An 18,141-nucleotide genomic window follows, 5' to 3' on the forward strand; every position below is an offset into this window, starting at 1 on the left:
GGATGACCTGCGGGTGCACGATCCCGGCCCGATCCTGGTCGAACCGCTGCCGGATCCCGGGCCGCCGGCGGTGCCGGCCGAGCCGATGCCGCGGCCGCTGGAGGAACTGCCGGCCGACCCGGTGGTCGCGGACCTGGCGCTGCTGGCCTGGTATGCCGCCGGTGCGCCGGAGTCGCGGATCGAGCGCGAGGAGGACGGGCTGGCGCCGGTGCAGGCGCCGACCGCGCCGGAAGGCGGGCCGCCGCCGCAGCAGGCCTGGGCCGGGTTGCCGGCGCACGAGCAGGCGCGGCTGCGCGAGGCCGGCGCGCGCTTCCTGTCCCTGCCGCCGGACGAGCAGCAGCGGCTGCGGCAACGCTTCGCCGCGCTGGACGGCATGGAACGCCGCGGCTGGCTGTTCGGCCCGGAGCTGGGCAACGACTGGCCGCGGCTGCAGCCGTGGCTGGGCTACGTGCCGGAGGAGGAACGCGCGCGGCTGCTGCAGGTCCTGCGCCGCATGGACGGGGCGCAGCGCGCGCAGCTGGCCGAGGTGCTGCGGCGGCAGTCCCCGGCCGGCCGGATCGAGCTGCGCCGCGAGTTGCTGGCGTTGCCGCCGGCGCGGCGCGGCTCCTGGCTGGAGGAGGCGGCGCGGCGCTGAGCGCTACAGCCGCACCAGGCTCAGCAGCAGCACCACGACCGCCGCCAACAGCATCATCACCGAGTAGACCGTGCCGATCGCGCCGAAGCGCAGCAGGGTCGCCACCCAGCCGTCGCCGTAGACCCGCTTCTGCATCAGCAGCAGGTAGGTCGGCATCCACAGCCACAGCGCCAGCGCGACCACGCCCATGCCGGCGGCCACCAGCGGCACGAAGGTGCTGGTCCAGTCCGCCAGCAGCGACAGCAACATCTCCCCGAGCAGGGCCAGGCACAGGAAGGCGTGGCTGTAGAGCGCCACCACCAGGTGCTCCAGGTACACCCGGCCGCTGCCGAGGTAGGCCAGCTTCAGCAGCAGCGCGAACACCGGTACCAGCAGGAACAGCGCGGTGGGCACGCTGCCGAGGAAGGCGTTGGTCAGCAGGTCCGGATCATCCTGCAGGCGCTCGGCGTTGCGCGCCATGCGCGCGCCGATCCGCTCGATCCAGGTGCTTGGCTCGCGCCGGGTTTCGGCCTGCGGCGTGGCCTGGGCCGGGCGCGGCGCGGGCGTGCCGCCGAGCGCCCGCACCCGCGCGTCGGACTGCGCGTGCAGCCCGGCGATGGTGCGGTCCATGCCGACCCGCGCCGGCTCCAGGTAGGGCGGCAGCGCCTCGCGCGCCTCCTCCAGGTCGGCCACGCGCTGGCTGCGGATGCGCTCGACTTCCTCCACCGTGGTGGCTTCCTCCAGCGAGCGGTCGATCGCCTCCACCGACAGGTTCGGGCCCTGGCCGTCCGGCTCGTCGCCCAGGTGGATCACCAGGCGGCCGACGAAGAAGGTCAGCACGCCCAGCACCACGAACAGCCGCATCGGCGCCACGTAGGGCGCGCGCCGGCCCTGCAGGTAGTCCAGCGCCAGGCGCCCGGGCACCAGCAGCCGGCGCAGGGTCAGGAAAATGCGCCCGTCCAGGTGCCAGAACGATTCGAACACCTCCTCCACGGCATGGGCGAAGCTGCGCACCGGGTTGTGCGCGTGCTGGCCGCAGTGGTGGCAGTACTCGCCGTGGAGCTCGGTGGAACAGTTGGCGCAGGCGCGCGGATGGCCTTCGTGCACGGCGTGGTGGCGTGGTGTGGGGAGGGGTAACATAGCCAGCCCGCGGAGCCCGGTGCCAGTGCCCCCGGCACGACCGCAGCTTCCCCGCCGATCCCCCATGTCCGCATCCTCCCCGCCGGGGCGCCGCCTCGGCCCGGAGCTGCTCGCCACGATCACGCTCGCCCTGCCGCTGGTGCTGGGGCACGTGTCCACCGGCCTGATCAGCTTCGTCGACAACGTCATCGCCGGACGCCACGGCACCCTGACCCTGGCCTCGGTGACGGTCGGGACCGCCCTGCTGTGGCTGCCGATGATGGTGCCGATCGGGACCCTGATCGCGCTCACCGCCTCGGTCTCGCAGCTGGACGGCAGCGGCCGCCGCGACGCGATCGCGCCGCTGTTCCGCCAGGCGCTGTGGCTGGGCGCGGGCCTGGGACTGCTGATGTTCGCGTTCCTGAGCCTGGCGCCGCTGGCGCTGGCCGCGTTCGGCATCGCCCCGGAAATCGTGCCCGGCGCCACCGCCTTCGCCCATGCCATCCGCTGGGGCGTGCCGGCGCTGATCCTGTTCTTCTGCATGCGCTACCTCAGCGAGGGCCTGCACTGGACCCTGCCGACCATGGTCCTGGGCTTCGCCGGGCTGGGCGTGCTGGCGCCGCTGGGCTACGTGCTGACCTTCGGCCTCGGCCCGCTGCCGGAGATGGGGCCGGCCGGCCTGGGAGCGGCCTCGGCGGTGGTGATGTGGCTGCAGGCGCTGTGCTTTGCCGGTTACCTGGCGCGCTCGCGCCGGTTCGCGCCGCTGGGGCTGTTCGCGCGCTTCGATCCGCCGCGCTGGGCCGACATCCGCGGCCTGCTCGCCACCGGCCTGCCGATCGGCGTGACCGTGCTGATGGAAGGTGGCCTGTTCATCGCCACCGCGCTGCTGATCGCGCGCCTGGGCGAGGTGCCGGCGGCCGCGCACCAGATCGCGATCAACGTCTCGGCGCTGTGCTTCATGGTGCCGATGGGCCTGGCCGAGGCGACCACGGTGCGGGTGGGGCGCGCGCTGGGTGCCGGCGACCCGATGGGCGTGCGCCGCGCCGCGCGTGCCGGATACACCATCGTCCTGGCCACCCAGGCCTGCTCGGCGCTGGTGATGCTGCTGGGGCACGACGCGATCGTCGCCATCTACACCCGCGACGCGGCGGTGGCCGCCACCGCCTCGGTGCTGCTGCTGTACGCGGCCACCTTCCAGTTCCCGGACGGCGTGCAGGTGATGTCCGCCGGCGCCCTGCGCGGGCTGCGCGACACCCGCGTGCCGATGTTCCTTGCAATGGTCTCGTACTGGGGCATCGGCATGCCGCTGGGCGCCTGGCTGGGCCTGGGCCTGGGCCGCGGCCCGCAGGGCATGTGGACCGGCCTGATCCTGGGCCTGGCCGCCGCCGCGGTGCTGATGGGCTGGCGCCTGCACCACAGCCTGCGCCGCCTGCCGCCGCCGGTGGCCGCGCCCTCCGGCACGGTTACTTCAGGCGCATGAATACCCCCGGCGGCGCCGTTATGCTGTCCCCTAATCGCCACCGGACCGACGTCCCCTGCCGGAGCTCCCGATGATCCCACCCCCGCTGCCCCGCCCCCGCAACCCGATCGCCACGTTCTTCGTGGGGCTGTGGGACGTGATGAACTTCGTCCGGCGGCTGGTCCTCAACCTGCTGTTCTTCGGGCTGCTGTTCCTGTTCCTGCTGGTCTTCGTGGTCGCGGTGGGCCGCGGTGGCGGCGGCGCACAGCCGATGCAGGAGCGGACCACCCTGGTGCTGGCGCCGCAGGGGCGGTTGGTGGAGCAGTACACCACCGACCCGGTGAGCCGCGCGCTGGGCCGGGCCCTGGGCGGCCAGGACGCCGGCGAGGTGCAGCTGCGCGACCTGCTGCGGGCGATCGAGGCCGCGCGCGGGGACGACAAGATCGAGCGCGTGCTGCTGCGCCTGGACGGCCTGCAGCCGTCCGGCTACGCCTCGCTGCGCGAACTGGCCGCGGCGCTGGCCAGCCTGCGCGAGTCGGGCAAGCAGGTGGTGGCGTTCTCCGAGAACCTGGGCCAGGGCCAGTACCTGCTGGCGGCGCAGGCCGACGAGGTCTACCTGGACCCGATGGGCAGCCTGCTGCTGCAGGGCATCGGCCGCTACCGCCAGTACTTCCGCCAGGGCCTGCAGGACAAGCTGGGCGTGGACGTGCACCTGTTCCGCGTGGGCGAGTACAAGTCCGCGGCCGAGCCCTACGTCCTCGATGCCGCCTCGGCCGAGTCCAAGGAAGCGGACCTGTTCTGGATGAACGACATCTGGGGCCGCTACCTGGATGACGTGGCCGCGGCGCGCAAGCTCGACCGGGCCGAGCTGGCCGCGCAGATCGACCAGCTGGCCGCGGGCATCGAGGCGGCCGGTGGCGACGTCGCCCGCCACGCGCTGGAACTGAAGCTGGTCGACGGGTTGAAGACCCGCCAGGAAGTGCTGGACCTGCTGGCCGAGCGCGGCGTGGCCGACGAGGACGAGGACCTGGGCTTCCGCAACATCGGCCTGGGCGCCTACCTGCAGCACCTGGACCGCAAGGCCCTGCCGCTGGACAAGCGCCCGCAGGTGGCGGTGGTGGTGGCCGAGGGCGAAATCATCGGCGGCGACCAGCCGGCCGGCCGCATCGGCGGCGAATCCACTGCCGCGCTGCTGCGCCAGGCGCGCGAGGACGACGACGTCAAGGCCGTGGTCCTGCGGGTGGATTCGCCCGGTGGCGAGGTGTTCGCCTCCGAGCAGATCCGGCGCGAGGTCGCGCTGCTGAAGCAGGCCGGCAAGCCGGTGGTGGTGTCGATGGGCGACCTGGCCGCCTCCGGCGGCTACTGGATCAGCATGGACGCCGACCGCATCTACGCCGACCCGTCCACGATCACCGGCTCGATCGGCATCTTCGGCCTGGTGCCCAACTTCACCCGCACGCTGGACAAGATCGGCGTGCACACCGACGGCGTCGGCACCACCCGCTACGCCGGCGCGTTCGACGTCACCCGCCCGCTGGACCCGGACGTGGCGCGGGTGATCCAGGCGGTGATCGACAAGGGCTACGCCGACTTCATCGGCAAGGTCGCCGAGGCGCGCCAGCGCAAGGTCGAGGAAATCGATGCGGTGGCCCGCGGCCGGGTGTGGAGCGGCGCCCAGGCGCTGGAGCGCGGCCTGGTCGACGCGATGGGCGGGCTGTCGGACGCGGTCGCCGACGCCGCCACCCGCGCCGGGCTGGAGGATGGCAAGTTCCGCCTGCGCTACGTGGAGAAGGATCCCTCGCCGCTGGCGCAGTTCATGGCCGGCCTGGCCGGCAGCCGCCTGGCGGCCGCGCTGCTGGACGACAGCGCGCTGCTGGCGCGCACCATGCCGGAGGCCGAGGCGCAGCTGCGCTTCGTCGAGGAAGCCATGCGCGACCGCGACGGCGCGCCGGTGAAGTCGCTGGCCTACTGCTTCTGCGGCCTGTAGCCCGGCGGGCCGCGGCCGGCGTCAGTCGTCGGCCGTGGCCGCCGCGGCGGCGGCATCGCGCCGGGCCGCGGCGTCCTGCAAGGCCTGGTCGGCCGTGCGCGCTTCCTGCAGCGGGGCCTGCATCGCATCGCGCAGGGCGGTGGCCCGCGGCTCGGGTGGCCGCTCGGGCTGCGGCGGTTCGGGCCGGCACGCGGCCAGTCCCAGCAGGACGACGGCTGCGGCCAGGCGGCTCGGTTGGCTTCGCATTGTTCGCTCCCGGTGGCAGGGACCGCAGGCTATCCTAGCGCCCATGAGCACGAACCGCTGGCGACTGGATGGACAGCTGGCCCTGGTGACCGGCGCGAGCGCCGGCATCGGCCTGGCGATCGCGCGCGAGCTGGCCGCGCTGGGCGCGGACCTGCTGCTGGTGGCGCGCAACGAGGATCCGCTGCAGGACGCCTGCGAGGAGCTGGAGGAGCTGTACCCGCAGCAGTCCTTCCATGGCATGGCCGCGGACGTGGCCGACGACGAGGACCGCCAGGCGATCCTGGACTGGGCCGAGGACCACGGCGACGGCCTGCACGTCCTGGTGAACAACGCCGGCGGCAACGTCACCCGCCCGGCGGTGGACTACACCGAGGACGAGTGGCGCGCGATCTTCGAGACCAACCTGTTCTCGGCCTTCGAGCTGTCGCGCTACGCGCACCCGCTGCTGGCGCGCCACGCCGCCTCGTGCATCGTCAACGTCGGCAGCGTGTCCGGCCTGACCCACGTGCGTTCCGGCGTGGTCTACGGCATGACCAAGGCGGCCATGCACCAGATGACCCGCAACCTGGCCTGCGAATGGGCCGCCGATGGCATCCGGGTCAACGCGGTGGCGCCGTGGTACATCCGCACCCGGCGCACCTCCGGCCCGCTCTCGGACCCGGACTACTACGACCAGGTGCTGGAACGCACCCCGATGCGGCGCATCGGCGAGCCGGAGGAAGTGGCCGCGGCGGTCGCGTTCCTGTGCCTGCCGGCGTCCTCGTACGTCACCGGCGAGTGCATCGCGGTGGACGGCGGCTTCCTGCGCTACGGGTTCTGAGGCGGCGCGCGCTCAGGTGCGCAGGCTGCGCTCGGGCACCTCGATTTCCATCGCCAGCGCCAGGTGGTCGGAGAAGGCCGCCGGCAGCGCCTGTGCCCCGGCGCAGCGCAGTTCGCCGCTGACCAGGATGTGGTCGATCGCGCGCTGCGGCTTCCAGCTGGGGAAGGTCGGCACGATGCACTCCGGCGGGCGCAGGCTGGTGTTGCGGTAGAGCACTTCCATCTCCGGCACGTCGGGCAGGCAGTTGAAGTCGCCCATCAGCACCGCGTTGGGATGGTCCTGCAGCAGTTCGGCGATGAACGACAGCTGCGCCAGGCGCGACCTGGCGCCGAGGGACAGGTGCGCCACCGCCACGGTCAGGCCCTCGCGGCCGTCGCCGAAGTGGCCCAGCAGCACGCCGCGGCCGCGGATCCGGCCGGGCAGCGGGTAGTCGCTGATGCGCACCGGCTCGAGCTTGCTCAGCAGGCCGTTGGCGCTGGAGGCCACGCCGCCGACGCTGCGGTTGGGCTGGTGGGTCCAGTAGTGGAAGCCGGCGCGCTGGGCCAGGTAGTGGGTCTGGTTGGTGAAGCCCGAACGCAGGCTGCCCGGGTCGGCCTCCTGCAGGCCGACGATGTCGTGCTCCGCGGCCAGTTTGGCGATCGCATCCAGGCTGGTGCGCTTGCGCCCGGCCGGCAGCGCGTGCGACCAGCTGCGGGTCACGTAGTCGCTGTAGCGGCGGGTGCTGGAGCCGGCCTGGATGTTGGCCGACAGCACCCGCAGCCGGCGCGTGGGCGGCGCGCCGGCCTCCAGCATGGTGCCCCCCGGCTCGCCGGGTGCCAGCTCGGGGAGGGGAGGCGTGTCCATGCGCGAAACCATCGGGGCGCTCAGCGCGCCCCGCCGCGCTCCTGCGCGACCAGCCACTCGGCGGTGGCCAGCATCTTCTCGAAGCCGTACTGGTCGGCGTTGATCGTGTACTTGCCGGCCACCACCAGCGCCGGGGTGCCCTCGATGCGCGCGCGCGCGGCGAACTGGCGGGCGCGGTTGAGCTTGGCCTCCACGCCGAAGCTGTTGAAGGTATCGGCGAAGCGCTTGGCATCCACGCCGTACTGGGCATAGAACGGGGCCAGCTCGGCGGCACCGACGTTGGCGTTCACCGGCAGGCTGCGCTCCAGGTGGATGGCACGGAAGGTCGCCGCGTGGGTCTTCGGCAGCACGCCCAGGGCCTCGGCGGTGTAGAAGGCGCGCGCGTACGGGGTCCAGTAGCCACCGAACGCGCCCGGCACCAGGACCAGGTTCACGTCGGCCGGCTGGCGCTTTGCCCAGGCCTCCAGGATCGGGTCGAAGTTGGCGCAGTGCGGGCAGGTGTAGCCGAACACCTCGGCCACCTCGATCTTGCCGGCCACCGGCTGGAACGGCTGGCCGTTCTCGATCACCTGGTAGTCCACCCCGGCGACCGGGGCCGGACCGGAGGGTGCGGCCGGGGCCGGCGCCGTGGGAGCGGCGGCCTCGCCGCCGTCCGCCGCTTCCGTGGCCGGGTCAGCGCCCGCGTCCACCGCCGGCTCGGCGGCGGCGTCGCCCGCCGGGGCCTCGGTGGCCGGGGGCGCGGGCTGGCTGTCCTGCGGGGCGGCATCCTGGCCGGAGCAGGCCGCCAGGCTGGCCAGCAGGAGCAGGGTCAGGAAGGGGCGGATATTCATTTCAGGTCTCCAGGGAGGATGAGGATCGGCCAGCGGCCGTCAACGGGAAGTCTGGGATCGCATGGCGGCACGTTCGCGCGCGACCAGGGCCCCGGCGATGCGCAGCATGTCGTCGAAGTCGCGGCCGCGCACCCGGTAGCGGCCGTTGACCACCAGGCTCGGGGTGCCTTCCAGGTCGATCGTGCGGATCCAGGCGCCGGCCTTGCGCACCTGCTCGCCGACCTGCGGGTCGGCCAGCGCGGCGCGCAGCCGCTCCGGGTCGACGCCGAAGTCCTTGAAGAACTCGCCCAGTTCCTGCGGGGTGGGGTTGCGCGGCAGGCTGTGGCGCTGGTGCAGGGCCTCGAACAGCGCCGGGTGGCTGCGCGTGGCCACGCCCAGCTGCCGCGAAGCGTAGTAGGTGCGCGCCCAGGTGTCGCTGGCGCCGCCGAAGGCCGCCGGCACCTGCACCAGGTCCACGTCCGCCGGCAGGCGCCGCTTCCACTCCTGCAGCCGCGGCTCGAAGCTGGCGCAGGGCGGGCAGGTGTAGGCGAACACCTCGGCCACCTCGATCCGGCCGGCGCGCGGGTCAAGCGGGCCGGCCTCGATGCGCACGTAGTCCACGCCTTCCTGCAGCTCCGGGGTGGCCGCCGGCGCGGCCGGCACCCGGGCCAGGAAAAGCAACAGCAGTCCAGTGAGCAGGGGCTTCATCGCGGGCTTCCTCGCGGCGCCGGTTGGGCGCCTGGCGGAAATAAAGACGCCGGCCTCGGGGGCCGGCGCAAGGTAATCAGAGAGGGACCACGCTTACTCCGACCGCGGCCGGTGGCGGAAGTTCACTGCCGGCCGGCGGCCCCGGCGGCGGCCACGTCGTCGGCGCGGTCGTGCAGGCCCTGCAGGTAGCTGGACAGGGCGCCGATCTCCTCGTCGGTCAGCTTCGAGGCGACCTTGGCCATGATGTTGAACAGGGCCGGGTCGCGCTCGCTGGTCACGCCGGCGCGGAACTCCTCCAGGCGGCGGGCGGTGTACTCGGACATCTGGCCGCCGACGTGCGGGTAGGCCGGGCCCGGGTTGCCGGCGCCGCTGGGGCCGTGGCAGGCCATGCAGGCGGGGATGCCGCGCTCGGCGTCGCCGCTGCGGTACAGCTTCTCGCCGACCTCGTAGAACTTCATGCCGGCGTACGGGCCGGTGGTGATCTCGGCGTCGTCGGCCACGCCGGCGCCGGACTTCTGCCGGGCGAAGTAGGCGCCGACATCGCGCATCTGCTGCGGGGTCAGGGACTGGGCGAACGGCACCATCACCGCGGCCAGGCCGCTGTGGCGCTCGCCGCTGGCGAACAGGGCCAGCTGGCGGGCGATGTAGCGCTCGCTCTGGCCGGCCAGGCGCGGGTACATGGGATCGGACGGGTTGCCGTCGGCGCCGTGGCAGGCCGCGCAGGTCGTGGCGGCGGTGGCACCGGCCTCGGCATCGCCCCAGTGGGTCTTGCTCAGGTCCACCTCCAGCGGCTGTTCCTGCACCGGCTCGTTGTCCGGGATCGGCACCACCGTGGTCTGTGCAGCGTAGGCGGCGACGGCGGTGACCGCGACGGCCAGTCCGGCAAGGGCGATAACGCGAGCGTGGCGCATGCTAGAGCTCCGGGAACCCGATTCGGCGCGGCCTGGACGGCCGCGAAACGTCGGGATTATCCCCGCGCCGGGCAGCGACGGTCAACGAAACCCCCGCCCGGACCGCGCCCGGCCCCGACCCGGGGCCGGGCATGCGATCCTATGCCCATGTCCAATCCCCTCGAGAAGGCCCGCTACCTGGGCTCGGCGCACACGCCCGCGCAGCTGCCGCCGGATGGCGGCTTCGAAGTGGCGTTCGCCGGCCGCTCCAACGCGGGCAAGTCCAGCGCGCTCAACGCCCTGACCCGGCAGAACGCCCTGGCCCGGGTGTCCAAGACCCCCGGCCGCACCCAGCAGCTGGTCTATTTCGAGGTCGCACCGGAGCGTTACCTGGTCGACCTGCCCGGCTACGGCTACGCCAAGGTGCCGATGGAGATGAAGGCGCACTGGGAGCGCTTCCTCGACGGCTGGTTCCGCAGCCGCCAGGCCCTGCGCGGGCTGGTGGTGGTGATGGACATCCGCCATCCGCTCAAGGACTACGACCGGCAGATGATCGACTACGCCATCGCCCGCGGCCTGCCCGCGCACGCGCTGCTGACCAAGGCCGACAAGCTCGGCCGTGGCCAGCAGGCGCAGGCGGTGGCCGCGGTTCGGCGCGAGCTGGCCGCGGCCGGTGCCGGCCAGGTCGGGGTGCAAGCGTTCTCCAGCGAGAGCAAGCAGGGCGTGGACGAAGCCCGCGCGGTGGTCGCCGGCTGGCTGGAACTGGCCTGAGCCGGGACTGCGCCGGCTAGACCGGCACGTCGAACAGCCCGCCGATCAGGTGCGCCGCGGCCATCGCCGCCGCGCCCCAGAACCCCACGCGCAAGGCGCCGCGCAGCAGCGGCGCGCCGCCCATGTGCGCGGCCCAGGCCCCGGACAGCAGCAGGCCCACCAGGGTGGTCGCGGTGACCACCAGGCCGGTGCTGGCCGGCGGCGCCAGGATCGTGGCCAGGATCGACAATGCCGCGCCGGCGCAGAACGCCGCCGCCGAGGCCCCGGCCGCCTGCACCGGGCGGGCGCGCAGGCTCTCGCTGATGCCCAGTTCGTCGCGTGCGTGCGCGGCCAGGGCGTCGTGCGCGGTCAGCTGCTCGGCGACCTGGCGCGCCAGCGCCGGTTCCAGCCCGCGCGCTTGGTAGATCCGCGCCAGCTCCTCCAGCTCGGCCTGCGGGTCCTCCTGCAGCTCGCGCCGCTCGATCGCCATGTCCGCCTGCTCGGTATCGGCCTGCGATTGCACGGACACGTACTCGCCGGCGGCCATCGACATCGCCCCGGCCACGGTCGCGGCGATGCCGGCGGTCAGGATCGCGCCTGGCGCCGCGCCGCTGGCGGCCACGCCCACCACCACGCCGGATACCGAGACGATGCCGTCGTTGGCCCCGAGCACCGCCGCGCGCAACCAGCCCACCCGGTCGGTACGGTGCAGTTCGGGCTGGCGGCTGTGGCGCTGCGGGGGCTGTGGCATAGCGGCAGCTTATGCCAGTCCAGCCCGGCCATGGAAAGCTGCACGCCCACCGGTACGACATCGGTGTGCGCCGCGGCACGCTATAGTTCGCACCCGTTCCGGCCAGCGCCGGGTCCCTACAGTTCCCCCGCGCGAGTGCCAGCCTTGTCGAGTCCCAGCCACGTCGCCGACACCCCGGTCACCGGCCGCCACCAGCTGGTGGAATACCTGGCCGGCGGCGAACGCCCGCGCGCGGACTGGCGCATCGGCACCGAGCACGAGAAGTTCGGCTTCCGCCTGGACGACCTGCGGCCGCCGGCGTTCGACGGCGAGCGCGGGATCGAGGCGCTGCTGGCCGGGCTGGCCCGGTTCGGCTGGCAGCCGGTGCGCGAGAGCGTGGACGGGCAGCCGGAGCGGGTGATCGCGCTGGTGCGCGACGGCGCCTCGGTGACCCTGGAGCCGGCCGGGCAGCTGGAGCTGTCCGGGGCACCGCTGGAGACCATCCACCAGACCTGCGTCGAGCTGGGCACCCACCTGGACGAGGTGCGCCAGGTCGCCGACGAGCTGCAGCTGGGCTTCCTCGGCATGGGCTTCCAGCCGAAGTGGCGGCGCGAGGACATGCCGTGGATGCCCAAGGGCCGCTACCGGATCATGCGCGCCTACATGCCGAAGGTCGGCGGCCTCGGCCTGGACATGATGACCCGCACCTGCACCGTGCAGGTCAACCTGGACTTCGCCTCCGAGGCGGACATGGTGAAGAAGTTCCGGGTGTCGCTGGCGCTGCAGCCGGTGGCCACCGCGCTGTTCGCCGATTCGCCGTTCAGCGAGGGCCGGCCCAACGGCTTCCTCAGCTACCGCTCGCACATCTGGACCGACACCGACCCGGACCGCACCGGCATGCTCGACTTCGTGTTCGAGGACGGCTTCGGCTACGAGCGCTACGTCGACTACCTGCTCGACGTGCCGATGTACTTCAGCTACCGCGACGGCACCTACGTCGACGCCAGCGGGCAGAGCTTCCGCGACTTCATGCAAGGCCGCCTGCCGGCGCTGCCGGGCAAGCTGCCGACCCTGCGCGACTGGTCCGACCACATGACCACCGCCTTCCCCGAGGTGCGGCTGAAGAAGTACCTGGAGATGCGCGGCGCCGACAGCGGCCCGTGGGCGCGGCTGTGCGCGCTGCCGGCGTTCTGGGTCGGCCTGCTGTACGACGACGCGGCGCTGGACGCGGCCTGGGACCTGGTCAAGGACTTCACCGGCGAGGAGCGCCACGCCCTGCGCTACGGCGTGCCCAGGCACGCGCTGAAGCTGCCGTTCCGCGGCGCCACCGTGCGCGAGCTGGCGCTGGCGGCGCTGGAGATCTCCGCCGCCGGCCTGCGCCGGCGCGCCGCGCGCAATGCCGACGGCATCGACGAATCGCGCTTCCTCGACACCCTGATGGAAATCGCCGAGTCCGGGCTGACCCCGGCCGAGCGCAAGCTCGAACTGTTCCACGGCCCGTGGCAGGGCGACATCGACCGGGTGTTCGCCGAATTCGCCTACTGAAGGCGGGGCGGGCCGTGGAGGCCCGCGCCGCGCTTACCTGCCTGCATCTAGCGCGGGCAGGGCCAGGCCGGGCTCGTGCCGGCCCGGAAGCACGCCGGCATACGGCTGGCCGAAGCGGCCGCCGGCCACGTCGAAACGGTGCCCGATCCGCCGCTGCGGATCGGCCGGGTCCTGGTAGTCGACCGTGCACAGCTGCAGGCTGCCGTTCTGGTCGAAGTAGGAGGCGATCTCCGGGAACGCGGTATCGGCCGGGAGCAGGGCGGCGGCTTCGCGCAGGCACAGGTCCGCGCCATCGAAGCGGCCGGCCTGGCCGCGCGCCGGCGCCGGGGCCGGCAGCGGCGTGGCCGGCACGGGGGCGCGGCTGGGCAGCGTGTTGCTGCCGGCGGCGAAGGCCAGCGCCGCGGCCGCGCCGCACAGGAACGGGAGGACGGATGGTGGGCGGGGGGAATCGCTCACGGTTGCTCCATGCAGTGTGGCGGTCGGGGGAGCAACGACTATAGCGATCCGGCGAAGGTTGCTCAGGCAACCTGGCGGAACACTTTCTTGCGCATTGGCGAACGCCCGCGCGCGGGCGCGGCGGTCAAGGCGCCCACAGCTTGTGCAGGTCGCGGAAGCCCCATTCGCGGGGCGATTCGATCCCGGTGATGCGCTCGCTGCAGCCGGGCGCCGACAGGTCCACGTCGGCGAGCAGCAGGTGCGAGCGCAGCCGCGCCGAATAGAACACCCGCACCAGCGGCCGGGTGAGGTCGCCCGGCCGCTGGTCCAGCACCACCGCCAGGCGGTCGCTGGACAGCCGCACCAGGCTGCCGGCCGGATAGATGCCGAGGCTGGCGATGAAGGCCTTGAGCACGACCGGGTCGAAGTGGCCCTTCCACGAGGCCATCCGCCGCAGCGCCTCGGCCGGATCCCAGCCTTCCTTGTAGGGGCGGTTGGAGGTGATCGCGTCGTACACGTCGCACACCGCGCTCATCCGCGTCAGCAGCGGCAGCTGCGCGGCCGCCAGGCCGGCCGGGTAGCCGGTGCCGTCCATGCGCTCGTGGTGGTGCAGCACCATGTGCAGGATCCGGTCGTCGTGCTCGCCGCCCTCGCGCAGCAGGCGCGCGCCATGCTCCGGGTGGGTGCGCATGACCTCCATCTCCTCCGGCTCCAGGCGCCCGGGCTTGTTGAGGATCTCCAGCGGCACGCAGGCCTTGCCCAGGTCGTGCAGCAGGCCGCCGACGGTGGCGGCCTGGCAGGCCTGTTCGTCCAGGCCCAGCTGGCGGGCAAGCGCGGACATCAGCGCGCCGACCGCCACCGAGTGCAGGTAGGTGTAGTCGTCGGCGGTCTTGAGCCGGGCGATGCCGATCAGCGCGCCGGGATGGCGGCCGACCGAGGCGGAGATCTCCTGCGCCAGCGGCAGCACCGAGGCGGCATCGACCATGCGCCCCATGCGCACTTCCTGGAACATCGCCTCCACCGCCTCGCGGCCCTCCTGGCAGATGCGGCGCGCCCGGGTCAGTTCGGCGTCGAGGTCGACCTTCGGCGCCACCCTCGCGCCGCGCGGGCCAGGATTTTCCTCCGCGCCGGCGGTCGTCCCGGCGGCGCCGGGAGGCGGCGTGGGTTCCGCGGCGGGTTCCGCGGCCGCTTCGGCCGGGTCTTCCTCCGGCAGGCTGCGCTCCGGGTCGATGTCCACCGTCTCGATCCCGCTGCCCTGCAGGCGCTCGATGTCGCGCGCGGTGGCGAGGAACGAGGTCCGCCAGAACGGATGCTTGAGCCAGGCGCCGTTGACCCGCTGCACGTACATGCCCGGGCGGAGCTGGTGGACGGGGATGGTGCGCTGCATCGTGGACCGGCGGCTCTGGGGGGACAGGGTGCCGGGGGCCATATCGGCCGGACGTGGCCTGGCTTGAGCACCGCGGCGGCTCGCCGGCCGGCGGCCTGGCTGATACTATCCCCCAGTATCAGAGGAGGCCGGCCATGCCCCACAGTCCCGAGGAAAAGCGGCGCGTGCTGGCCCGCGTGCGCCGCATCCGCGGCCAGGCCGAGGCGCTGGAGCGCGCGCTGGAGGCCGGCGCCGACTGCGCCCCGGTGCTGCAGCAGATCGCCGCCATCCGCGGCGCGGTCAACGGGCTGATGTCCGAGGTGATGGAGGCCCATATCCGCGAGACCTTCGGCCACGCCGCCGGCTCGGACGAGCAGCGCCAGGCGCGGGTCGCGGAGATGACCGCGCTGGTGCGTTCCTACCTCAAGTGATTCCCCCTCCGCCGGAGCGCCGGCGGATCCGTTCGTCGCCGTCCCAAAGGAGTTTCCCCATGAAGTCCCGTGCCGCCGTCGCCTTCGCCGCAGGCCAGCCGCTGCAGATCGTCGAGATCGACGTCGCCCCGCCCAAGGCCGGCGAAGTGCTGGTGAAGATCACCCATACCGCGCTGTGCCATACCGACGCCTTCACCCTCTCCGGCGAGGACCCGGAAGGCGTGTTCCCGGCGGTGCTGGGCCACGAGGGCGCCGGCATCGTGGTCGAGGTGGGCGAGGGCGTGACCTCGGTCAAGCCGGGCGACCACGTCATCCCGCTGTACACCGCCGAGTGCGGGCAGTGCCTGTTCTGCAAGAGCGGCAAGACCAACCTGTGCGTGGCGGTGCGCGCCACCCAGGGCAAGGGCGTGATGCCCGACGGCACCACCCGCTTCTCCTACAACGGCCAGCCGATCTACCACTACATGGGTTGCTCGACCTTCTCCGAGTACACCGTGGTCGCCGAGGTCTCGCTGGCCAAGGTCAACCCGCAGGCCAACCCGGAACACACCTGCCTGCTGGGCTGCGGCGTGACCACCGGCATCGGCGCCGTGCACAACACCGCCAGGGTGCAGGAAGGCGATTCGGTGGCCGTGTTCGGCCTCGGCGCGATCGGCCTCGCGGTGATCCAGGGCGCCCGGCAGGCCAAGGCCGGCCGCATCATCGCCATCGACACCAACCCGGCCAAGTTCGAACTGGCGCGGCAGATGGGCGCCACCGAGTGCGTCAACCCGAAGGACCACGACAAGCCCATCCAGCAGGTGATCGTGGAGATGACCGGCTGGGGCGTGGACCACAGCTTCGAGTGCATCGGCAACGTCGAGGTGATGCGCGCGGCGCTGGAATGCGCGCACCGCGGCTGGGGCCAGAGCGTGATCATCGGCGTGGCCGGCGCGGGCAAGGAGATCAGCACCCGTCCGTTCCAGCTGGTGACCGGCCGCAAGTGGATGGGCACCGCCTTCGGTGGCGTGAAGGGCCGCAGCCAGCTGCCGGGCATGGTCGAGGACGCGATGGCCGGCAAGATCGAGCTGGCGCCCTTCATCACCCACACCCTGCCGCTGGAGCGGATCAACGAGGCCTTCGACCTGATGCACGAGGGCAAGTCGATCCGCACCGTCATCCACTATTGAGCGATGCAGCCGGCGGGCGCCAATGCCATGGCCACCGGCGCGAGGATCGCGCTGGTGGCCGGTGCCAGCGGTCTGGTCGGGCGCGCGCTGCTCGCGCGCCTGTGCGCCGATCCGCAGGTGGCCGCGGTGCACGCCCTGGTCCGCCGCCCGCTGCAACTGCGGCACCCGAAGCTCCAGCTGCACGTGGTCGACTTCGCGCGCCTGCCGCCGTTGCCGGCAGCCGGCGAGGCCTACCTGGCACTGGGCACCACCATTGCCGTGGCCGGCACGCGCGAGGCGTTCCGGGCGGTGGACTTCGACGCCAGCCTGGCGGTGGCGCGCGCGGCGCTGGAGGCCGGCGTGCGCCGCATCGGGCTGGTCAGCGCGATGGGCGCCAATCCCCGGTCGCCGGTGTTCTACAACCGCACCAAGGGCGAACTGGAGCAGGCGCTGGCCGCGTTGCCGCTGGATGCACTGGTGGTCGCGCGGCCGGCGCTGCTGCTGGGCGACCGCGCCCGCCTGGGCCAGCCGCATCGCCGCGGCGAGCACCTGGCCGCGCGCCTGGACCGCTGGTTGCGTCCGCTGCTGCCGGGGCAGCTGCGTGCCATCACCGCCGAAGACGTCGCTGCCGCGCTGGCCGCCGAAGTGCCGCGCGCAAGCGGCCACACCATCCTCGGATCGGCGCGCATGCAGGGCGCATCCGCCGCGCCGCACCGGAACGCATAAGGAGAGGTAACCATGGAACGCATCGAACACCGCGCCTGCTTCGGAGGCTGGCAGGACGTCTACCGCCACGCGTCGTCCGTGCTCGGCTGCACGATGAGCTTCGCCATCTACCTGCCGCCGCAGGCGGCCGAACGCCGGGTGCCGGTGCTGTACTGGCTGTCCGGCCTGACCTGCACCGAGCAGAACTTCATCACCAAGGCCGGCGCGCAGCGCTACGCGGCCGAGCACGGGATCGCCATCGTCTGCCCGGACACCAGCCCGCGCGGCGAGGACGTGGCCGATGCCGAAGGCTACGACCTGGGCAAGGGCGCCGGCTTCTACCTCAACGCCACCCGCGAGCCCTGGGCGCGCCACTACCGCATGCACGACTACGTGGTGCACGAGCTGCCGGCGTTGGTCGAGGCGCAGTTCCCGGTGACCGGCGAACGCGCCATCAGCGGCCATTCGATGGGCGGCCACGGCGCCTTGGTCTGCGCGCTGCGCAATCCCGGGCGTTACCGCAGCGTCTCGGCGTTCTCGCCGATCGTCGCGCCCAGCCAGGTGCCGTGGGGCGAGAAGGCGTTCGGCGCCTACCTGGGCGCGGACCACGCGGCCTGGAAGCAGTGGGACGCCTGCGAGCTGCTGGGCGGCGCCGCGGAGAAGCTGCCGCTGCTGGTGGACCAGGGCGCGGACGACGAGTTCCTCGAGCTCCAGCTGCGCCCGCAGCTGCTGCAGGCCGCGGCCGCGGCGGCAGGGCATCCGCTGACCTTGCGCATGCATCCGGGCTACGACCACAGCTACTACTTCATCGCCAGCTTCATCGGCGAGCACCTGGCGCACCATGCCGCGGCCCTGCGCGGCCAGGCCGGGGTGCCGCGCGGCTGAGCGCGCCGGCGCCGCAGCATGACCCCCGCGGCGGCCGTGTGGCATGGTTGCGCCACATGGACGCCGACCAGGGGGGAGACGCATGCGGGGCAGGAGTCATTACGGGTATGCACTGGCGGTGGCGCTGCTGGCCACGGCCGCCGGCGCGGCCGCGGCCGAGGGCGGCGCCGCGCCGCAGCGCACGGTGGCCGGCGCGCAGGAATTCCTGCGCCAGGTGCTGCCGGGCAACCGCTATCTGTCGACGATGATGAGCGAGGTCCTGGCCAAGGCCCGCCGCGACGGCCTGCGCGCCGAGTTCGAGCCGCTGCCGCCGATCGTCGACGCCGACCCGGTGGCGCACTGCCGCTCCTACCTGATCGGCGAGATCGCCAACACCTGGCTGACCGTGCGCGACCCGGCCACCGGCGAGGCGACCGAGGCCGGCTTCGCGGCGATGGCCGGCGACGACCACGTCGGCAGCCCGGATGGCCTGCACTTCGGCTCGATCCGCGCCCTGCGCCAGGACGGCTCGCGCGTGTACCTGCGCTTTGCCGGCGAGCAGCACGACGCGGTGCTTCACCTGGAAGGCAGTGAGATGGCTTCGCGGGTGCACGCGGCGCTGGACTTCCTGCGCCGCGAGTGCGATCCGGCCGCGGCCACGGGCTTCTGAGCG

The 18,141-nt window shown here is 73.0% G+C and carries 20 protein-coding genes; 11 read left to right on the top strand and 9 right to left on the bottom strand.

The window, feature by feature from the left end:
- Window positions 1-634, top strand: a 634-nt coding sequence (locus tag B351_RS17120) for a DUF3106 domain-containing protein (protein WP_019399001.1), incomplete at its 5' end; no start/stop codon positions are given.
- Window positions 635-637: 3 nt separating this feature from the next.
- Here the strand turns inward: B351_RS17120 and B351_RS18155 are convergent.
- A complete protein-coding gene (locus tag B351_RS18155; RefSeq protein ID WP_198006217.1) occupies window positions 638-1,753 on the bottom strand; it encodes a DUF3667 domain-containing protein in 1,116 nt (371 codons plus the stop codon).
- A 64-nt stretch (window positions 1,754-1,817) separates the two neighbouring features.
- On the opposite strand from B351_RS18155, the gene B351_RS0110530 reads away from it, so the two are divergent.
- Both B351_RS0110530 and sppA read left to right on the top strand, forming a co-directional pair.
- Window positions 1,818-3,212, top strand: coding sequence for an MATE family efflux transporter (locus B351_RS0110530; protein WP_019399003.1), 1,395 nt, complete (start codon window positions 1,818-1,820; stop codon window positions 3,210-3,212).
- 70 nt (window positions 3,213-3,282) lie between these two features.
- A complete protein-coding gene (gene sppA / locus B351_RS0110535; RefSeq protein WP_019399004.1) occupies window positions 3,283-5,178 on the top strand; it encodes a signal peptide peptidase SppA in 1,896 nt (631 codons plus the stop codon).
- A gap of 21 nt (window positions 5,179-5,199) precedes the next feature.
- On the opposite strand, the gene B351_RS16640 is transcribed toward sppA, so the two are convergent.
- A complete protein-coding gene (locus B351_RS16640) occupies window positions 5,200-5,424 on the bottom strand; it encodes a hypothetical protein (protein ID WP_039731413.1) in 225 nt (74 codons plus the stop codon).
- Window positions 5,425-5,467: 43 nt separating this feature from the next.
- Here B351_RS16640 and B351_RS0110545 point away from each other — a divergent pair, with 43 nt between their 5' ends.
- On the top strand, window positions 5,468-6,244 hold the full coding sequence (locus tag B351_RS0110545) for an SDR family oxidoreductase (RefSeq protein WP_019399006.1): 777 nt from the start codon (window positions 5,468-5,470) through the stop codon (window positions 6,242-6,244).
- Window positions 6,245-6,256: 12 nt separating this feature from the next.
- Here the strand turns inward: B351_RS0110545 and B351_RS0110550 are convergent, their stop codons facing one another.
- From B351_RS0110550 to B351_RS0110565, 4 genes are all read right to left on the bottom strand, one after another.
- Complete coding sequence (locus tag B351_RS0110550) at window positions 6,257-7,036, bottom strand: endonuclease/exonuclease/phosphatase family protein (RefSeq protein ID WP_019399007.1); 780 nt, start codon at window positions 7,034-7,036, stop codon at window positions 6,257-6,259.
- 71 nt (window positions 7,037-7,107) lie between these two features.
- On the bottom strand, window positions 7,108-7,917 hold the full coding sequence (locus tag B351_RS0110555; RefSeq protein ID WP_019399008.1) for a thiol:disulfide interchange protein DsbA/DsbL: 810 nt from the start codon (window positions 7,915-7,917) through the stop codon (window positions 7,108-7,110).
- A gap of 39 nt (window positions 7,918-7,956) precedes the next feature.
- Complete coding sequence (locus tag B351_RS0110560; RefSeq protein WP_019399009.1) at window positions 7,957-8,604, bottom strand: thiol:disulfide interchange protein DsbA/DsbL; 648 nt, start codon at window positions 8,602-8,604, stop codon at window positions 7,957-7,959.
- A 122-nt stretch (window positions 8,605-8,726) separates the two neighbouring features.
- Window positions 8,727-9,515: a cytochrome c gene (locus tag B351_RS0110565; protein ID WP_019399010.1), complete on the bottom strand. Its 789-nt coding sequence runs from the start codon at window positions 9,513-9,515 to the stop codon at window positions 8,727-8,729.
- A gap of 147 nt (window positions 9,516-9,662) precedes the next feature.
- On the opposite strand from B351_RS0110565, the gene yihA reads away from it, so the two are divergent.
- Window positions 9,663-10,265, top strand: coding sequence for a ribosome biogenesis GTP-binding protein YihA/YsxC (yihA, locus tag B351_RS0110570; protein WP_019399011.1), 603 nt, complete (start codon window positions 9,663-9,665; stop codon window positions 10,263-10,265).
- A gap of 16 nt (window positions 10,266-10,281) precedes the next feature.
- On the opposite strand, the gene B351_RS0110575 is transcribed toward yihA, so the two are convergent.
- Window positions 10,282-10,995 (bottom strand): VIT family protein, encoded by a 714-nt coding sequence (locus B351_RS0110575; protein WP_019399012.1) that lies wholly within the window; start codon window positions 10,993-10,995, stop codon window positions 10,282-10,284.
- 144 nt (window positions 10,996-11,139) lie between these two features.
- Here B351_RS0110575 and B351_RS0110580 point away from each other — a divergent pair, with 144 nt between their 5' ends.
- Window positions 11,140-12,519, top strand: a complete 1,380-nt coding sequence (locus B351_RS0110580; protein WP_019399013.1) for a glutamate--cysteine ligase — start codon at window positions 11,140-11,142, stop codon at window positions 12,517-12,519.
- Between the two features lie 33 nt (window positions 12,520-12,552).
- Here the strand turns inward: B351_RS0110580 and B351_RS0110585 are convergent, their stop codons facing one another.
- A complete protein-coding gene (locus B351_RS0110585) occupies window positions 12,553-12,975 on the bottom strand; it encodes a hypothetical protein (RefSeq protein ID WP_019399014.1) in 423 nt (140 codons plus the stop codon).
- A 124-nt stretch (window positions 12,976-13,099) separates the two neighbouring features.
- Window positions 13,100-14,341 carry an HD-GYP domain-containing protein gene (locus B351_RS0110590; RefSeq protein ID WP_026010611.1) on the bottom strand — a complete coding sequence of 414 codons (1,242 nt, stop codon included), beginning with the start codon at window positions 14,339-14,341 and terminating at the stop codon, window positions 13,100-13,102.
- A 134-nt stretch (window positions 14,342-14,475) separates the two neighbouring features.
- Here B351_RS0110590 and frmR point away from each other — a divergent pair, with 134 nt between their 5' ends.
- From frmR to B351_RS0110615, 5 genes are all read left to right on the top strand, one after another.
- Window positions 14,476-14,751 carry a formaldehyde-responsive transcriptional repressor FrmR gene (gene frmR, locus B351_RS0110595; RefSeq protein ID WP_019399016.1) on the top strand — a complete coding sequence of 92 codons (276 nt, stop codon included), beginning with the start codon at window positions 14,476-14,478 and terminating at the stop codon, window positions 14,749-14,751.
- Between the two features lie 59 nt (window positions 14,752-14,810).
- Window positions 14,811-15,920 (top strand): S-(hydroxymethyl)glutathione dehydrogenase/class III alcohol dehydrogenase, encoded by a 1,110-nt coding sequence (locus B351_RS0110600; RefSeq protein WP_019399017.1) that lies wholly within the window; start codon window positions 14,811-14,813, stop codon window positions 15,918-15,920.
- Between the two features lie 3 nt (window positions 15,921-15,923).
- A complete protein-coding gene (locus tag B351_RS0110605) occupies window positions 15,924-16,625 on the top strand; it encodes an NAD(P)H-binding protein (protein ID WP_019399018.1) in 702 nt (233 codons plus the stop codon).
- Window positions 16,626-16,637: 12 nt separating this feature from the next.
- Window positions 16,638-17,489: an S-formylglutathione hydrolase gene (gene fghA / locus B351_RS0110610; protein WP_019399019.1), complete on the top strand. Its 852-nt coding sequence runs from the start codon at window positions 16,638-16,640 to the stop codon at window positions 17,487-17,489.
- Window positions 17,490-17,571: 82 nt separating this feature from the next.
- Window positions 17,572-18,138, top strand: a complete 567-nt coding sequence (locus B351_RS0110615) for a hypothetical protein (protein WP_083852434.1) — start codon at window positions 17,572-17,574, stop codon at window positions 18,136-18,138.
- The last annotated feature ends 3 nt before the right edge of the window (window positions 18,139-18,141 follow it).

The sequence above is a fragment of the Pseudoxanthomonas sp. GW2 genome (assembly GCF_000283075.1).
In the GTDB taxonomy this organism is placed as follows: Bacteria; Pseudomonadota; Gammaproteobacteria; order Xanthomonadales; family Xanthomonadaceae; genus Pseudoxanthomonas.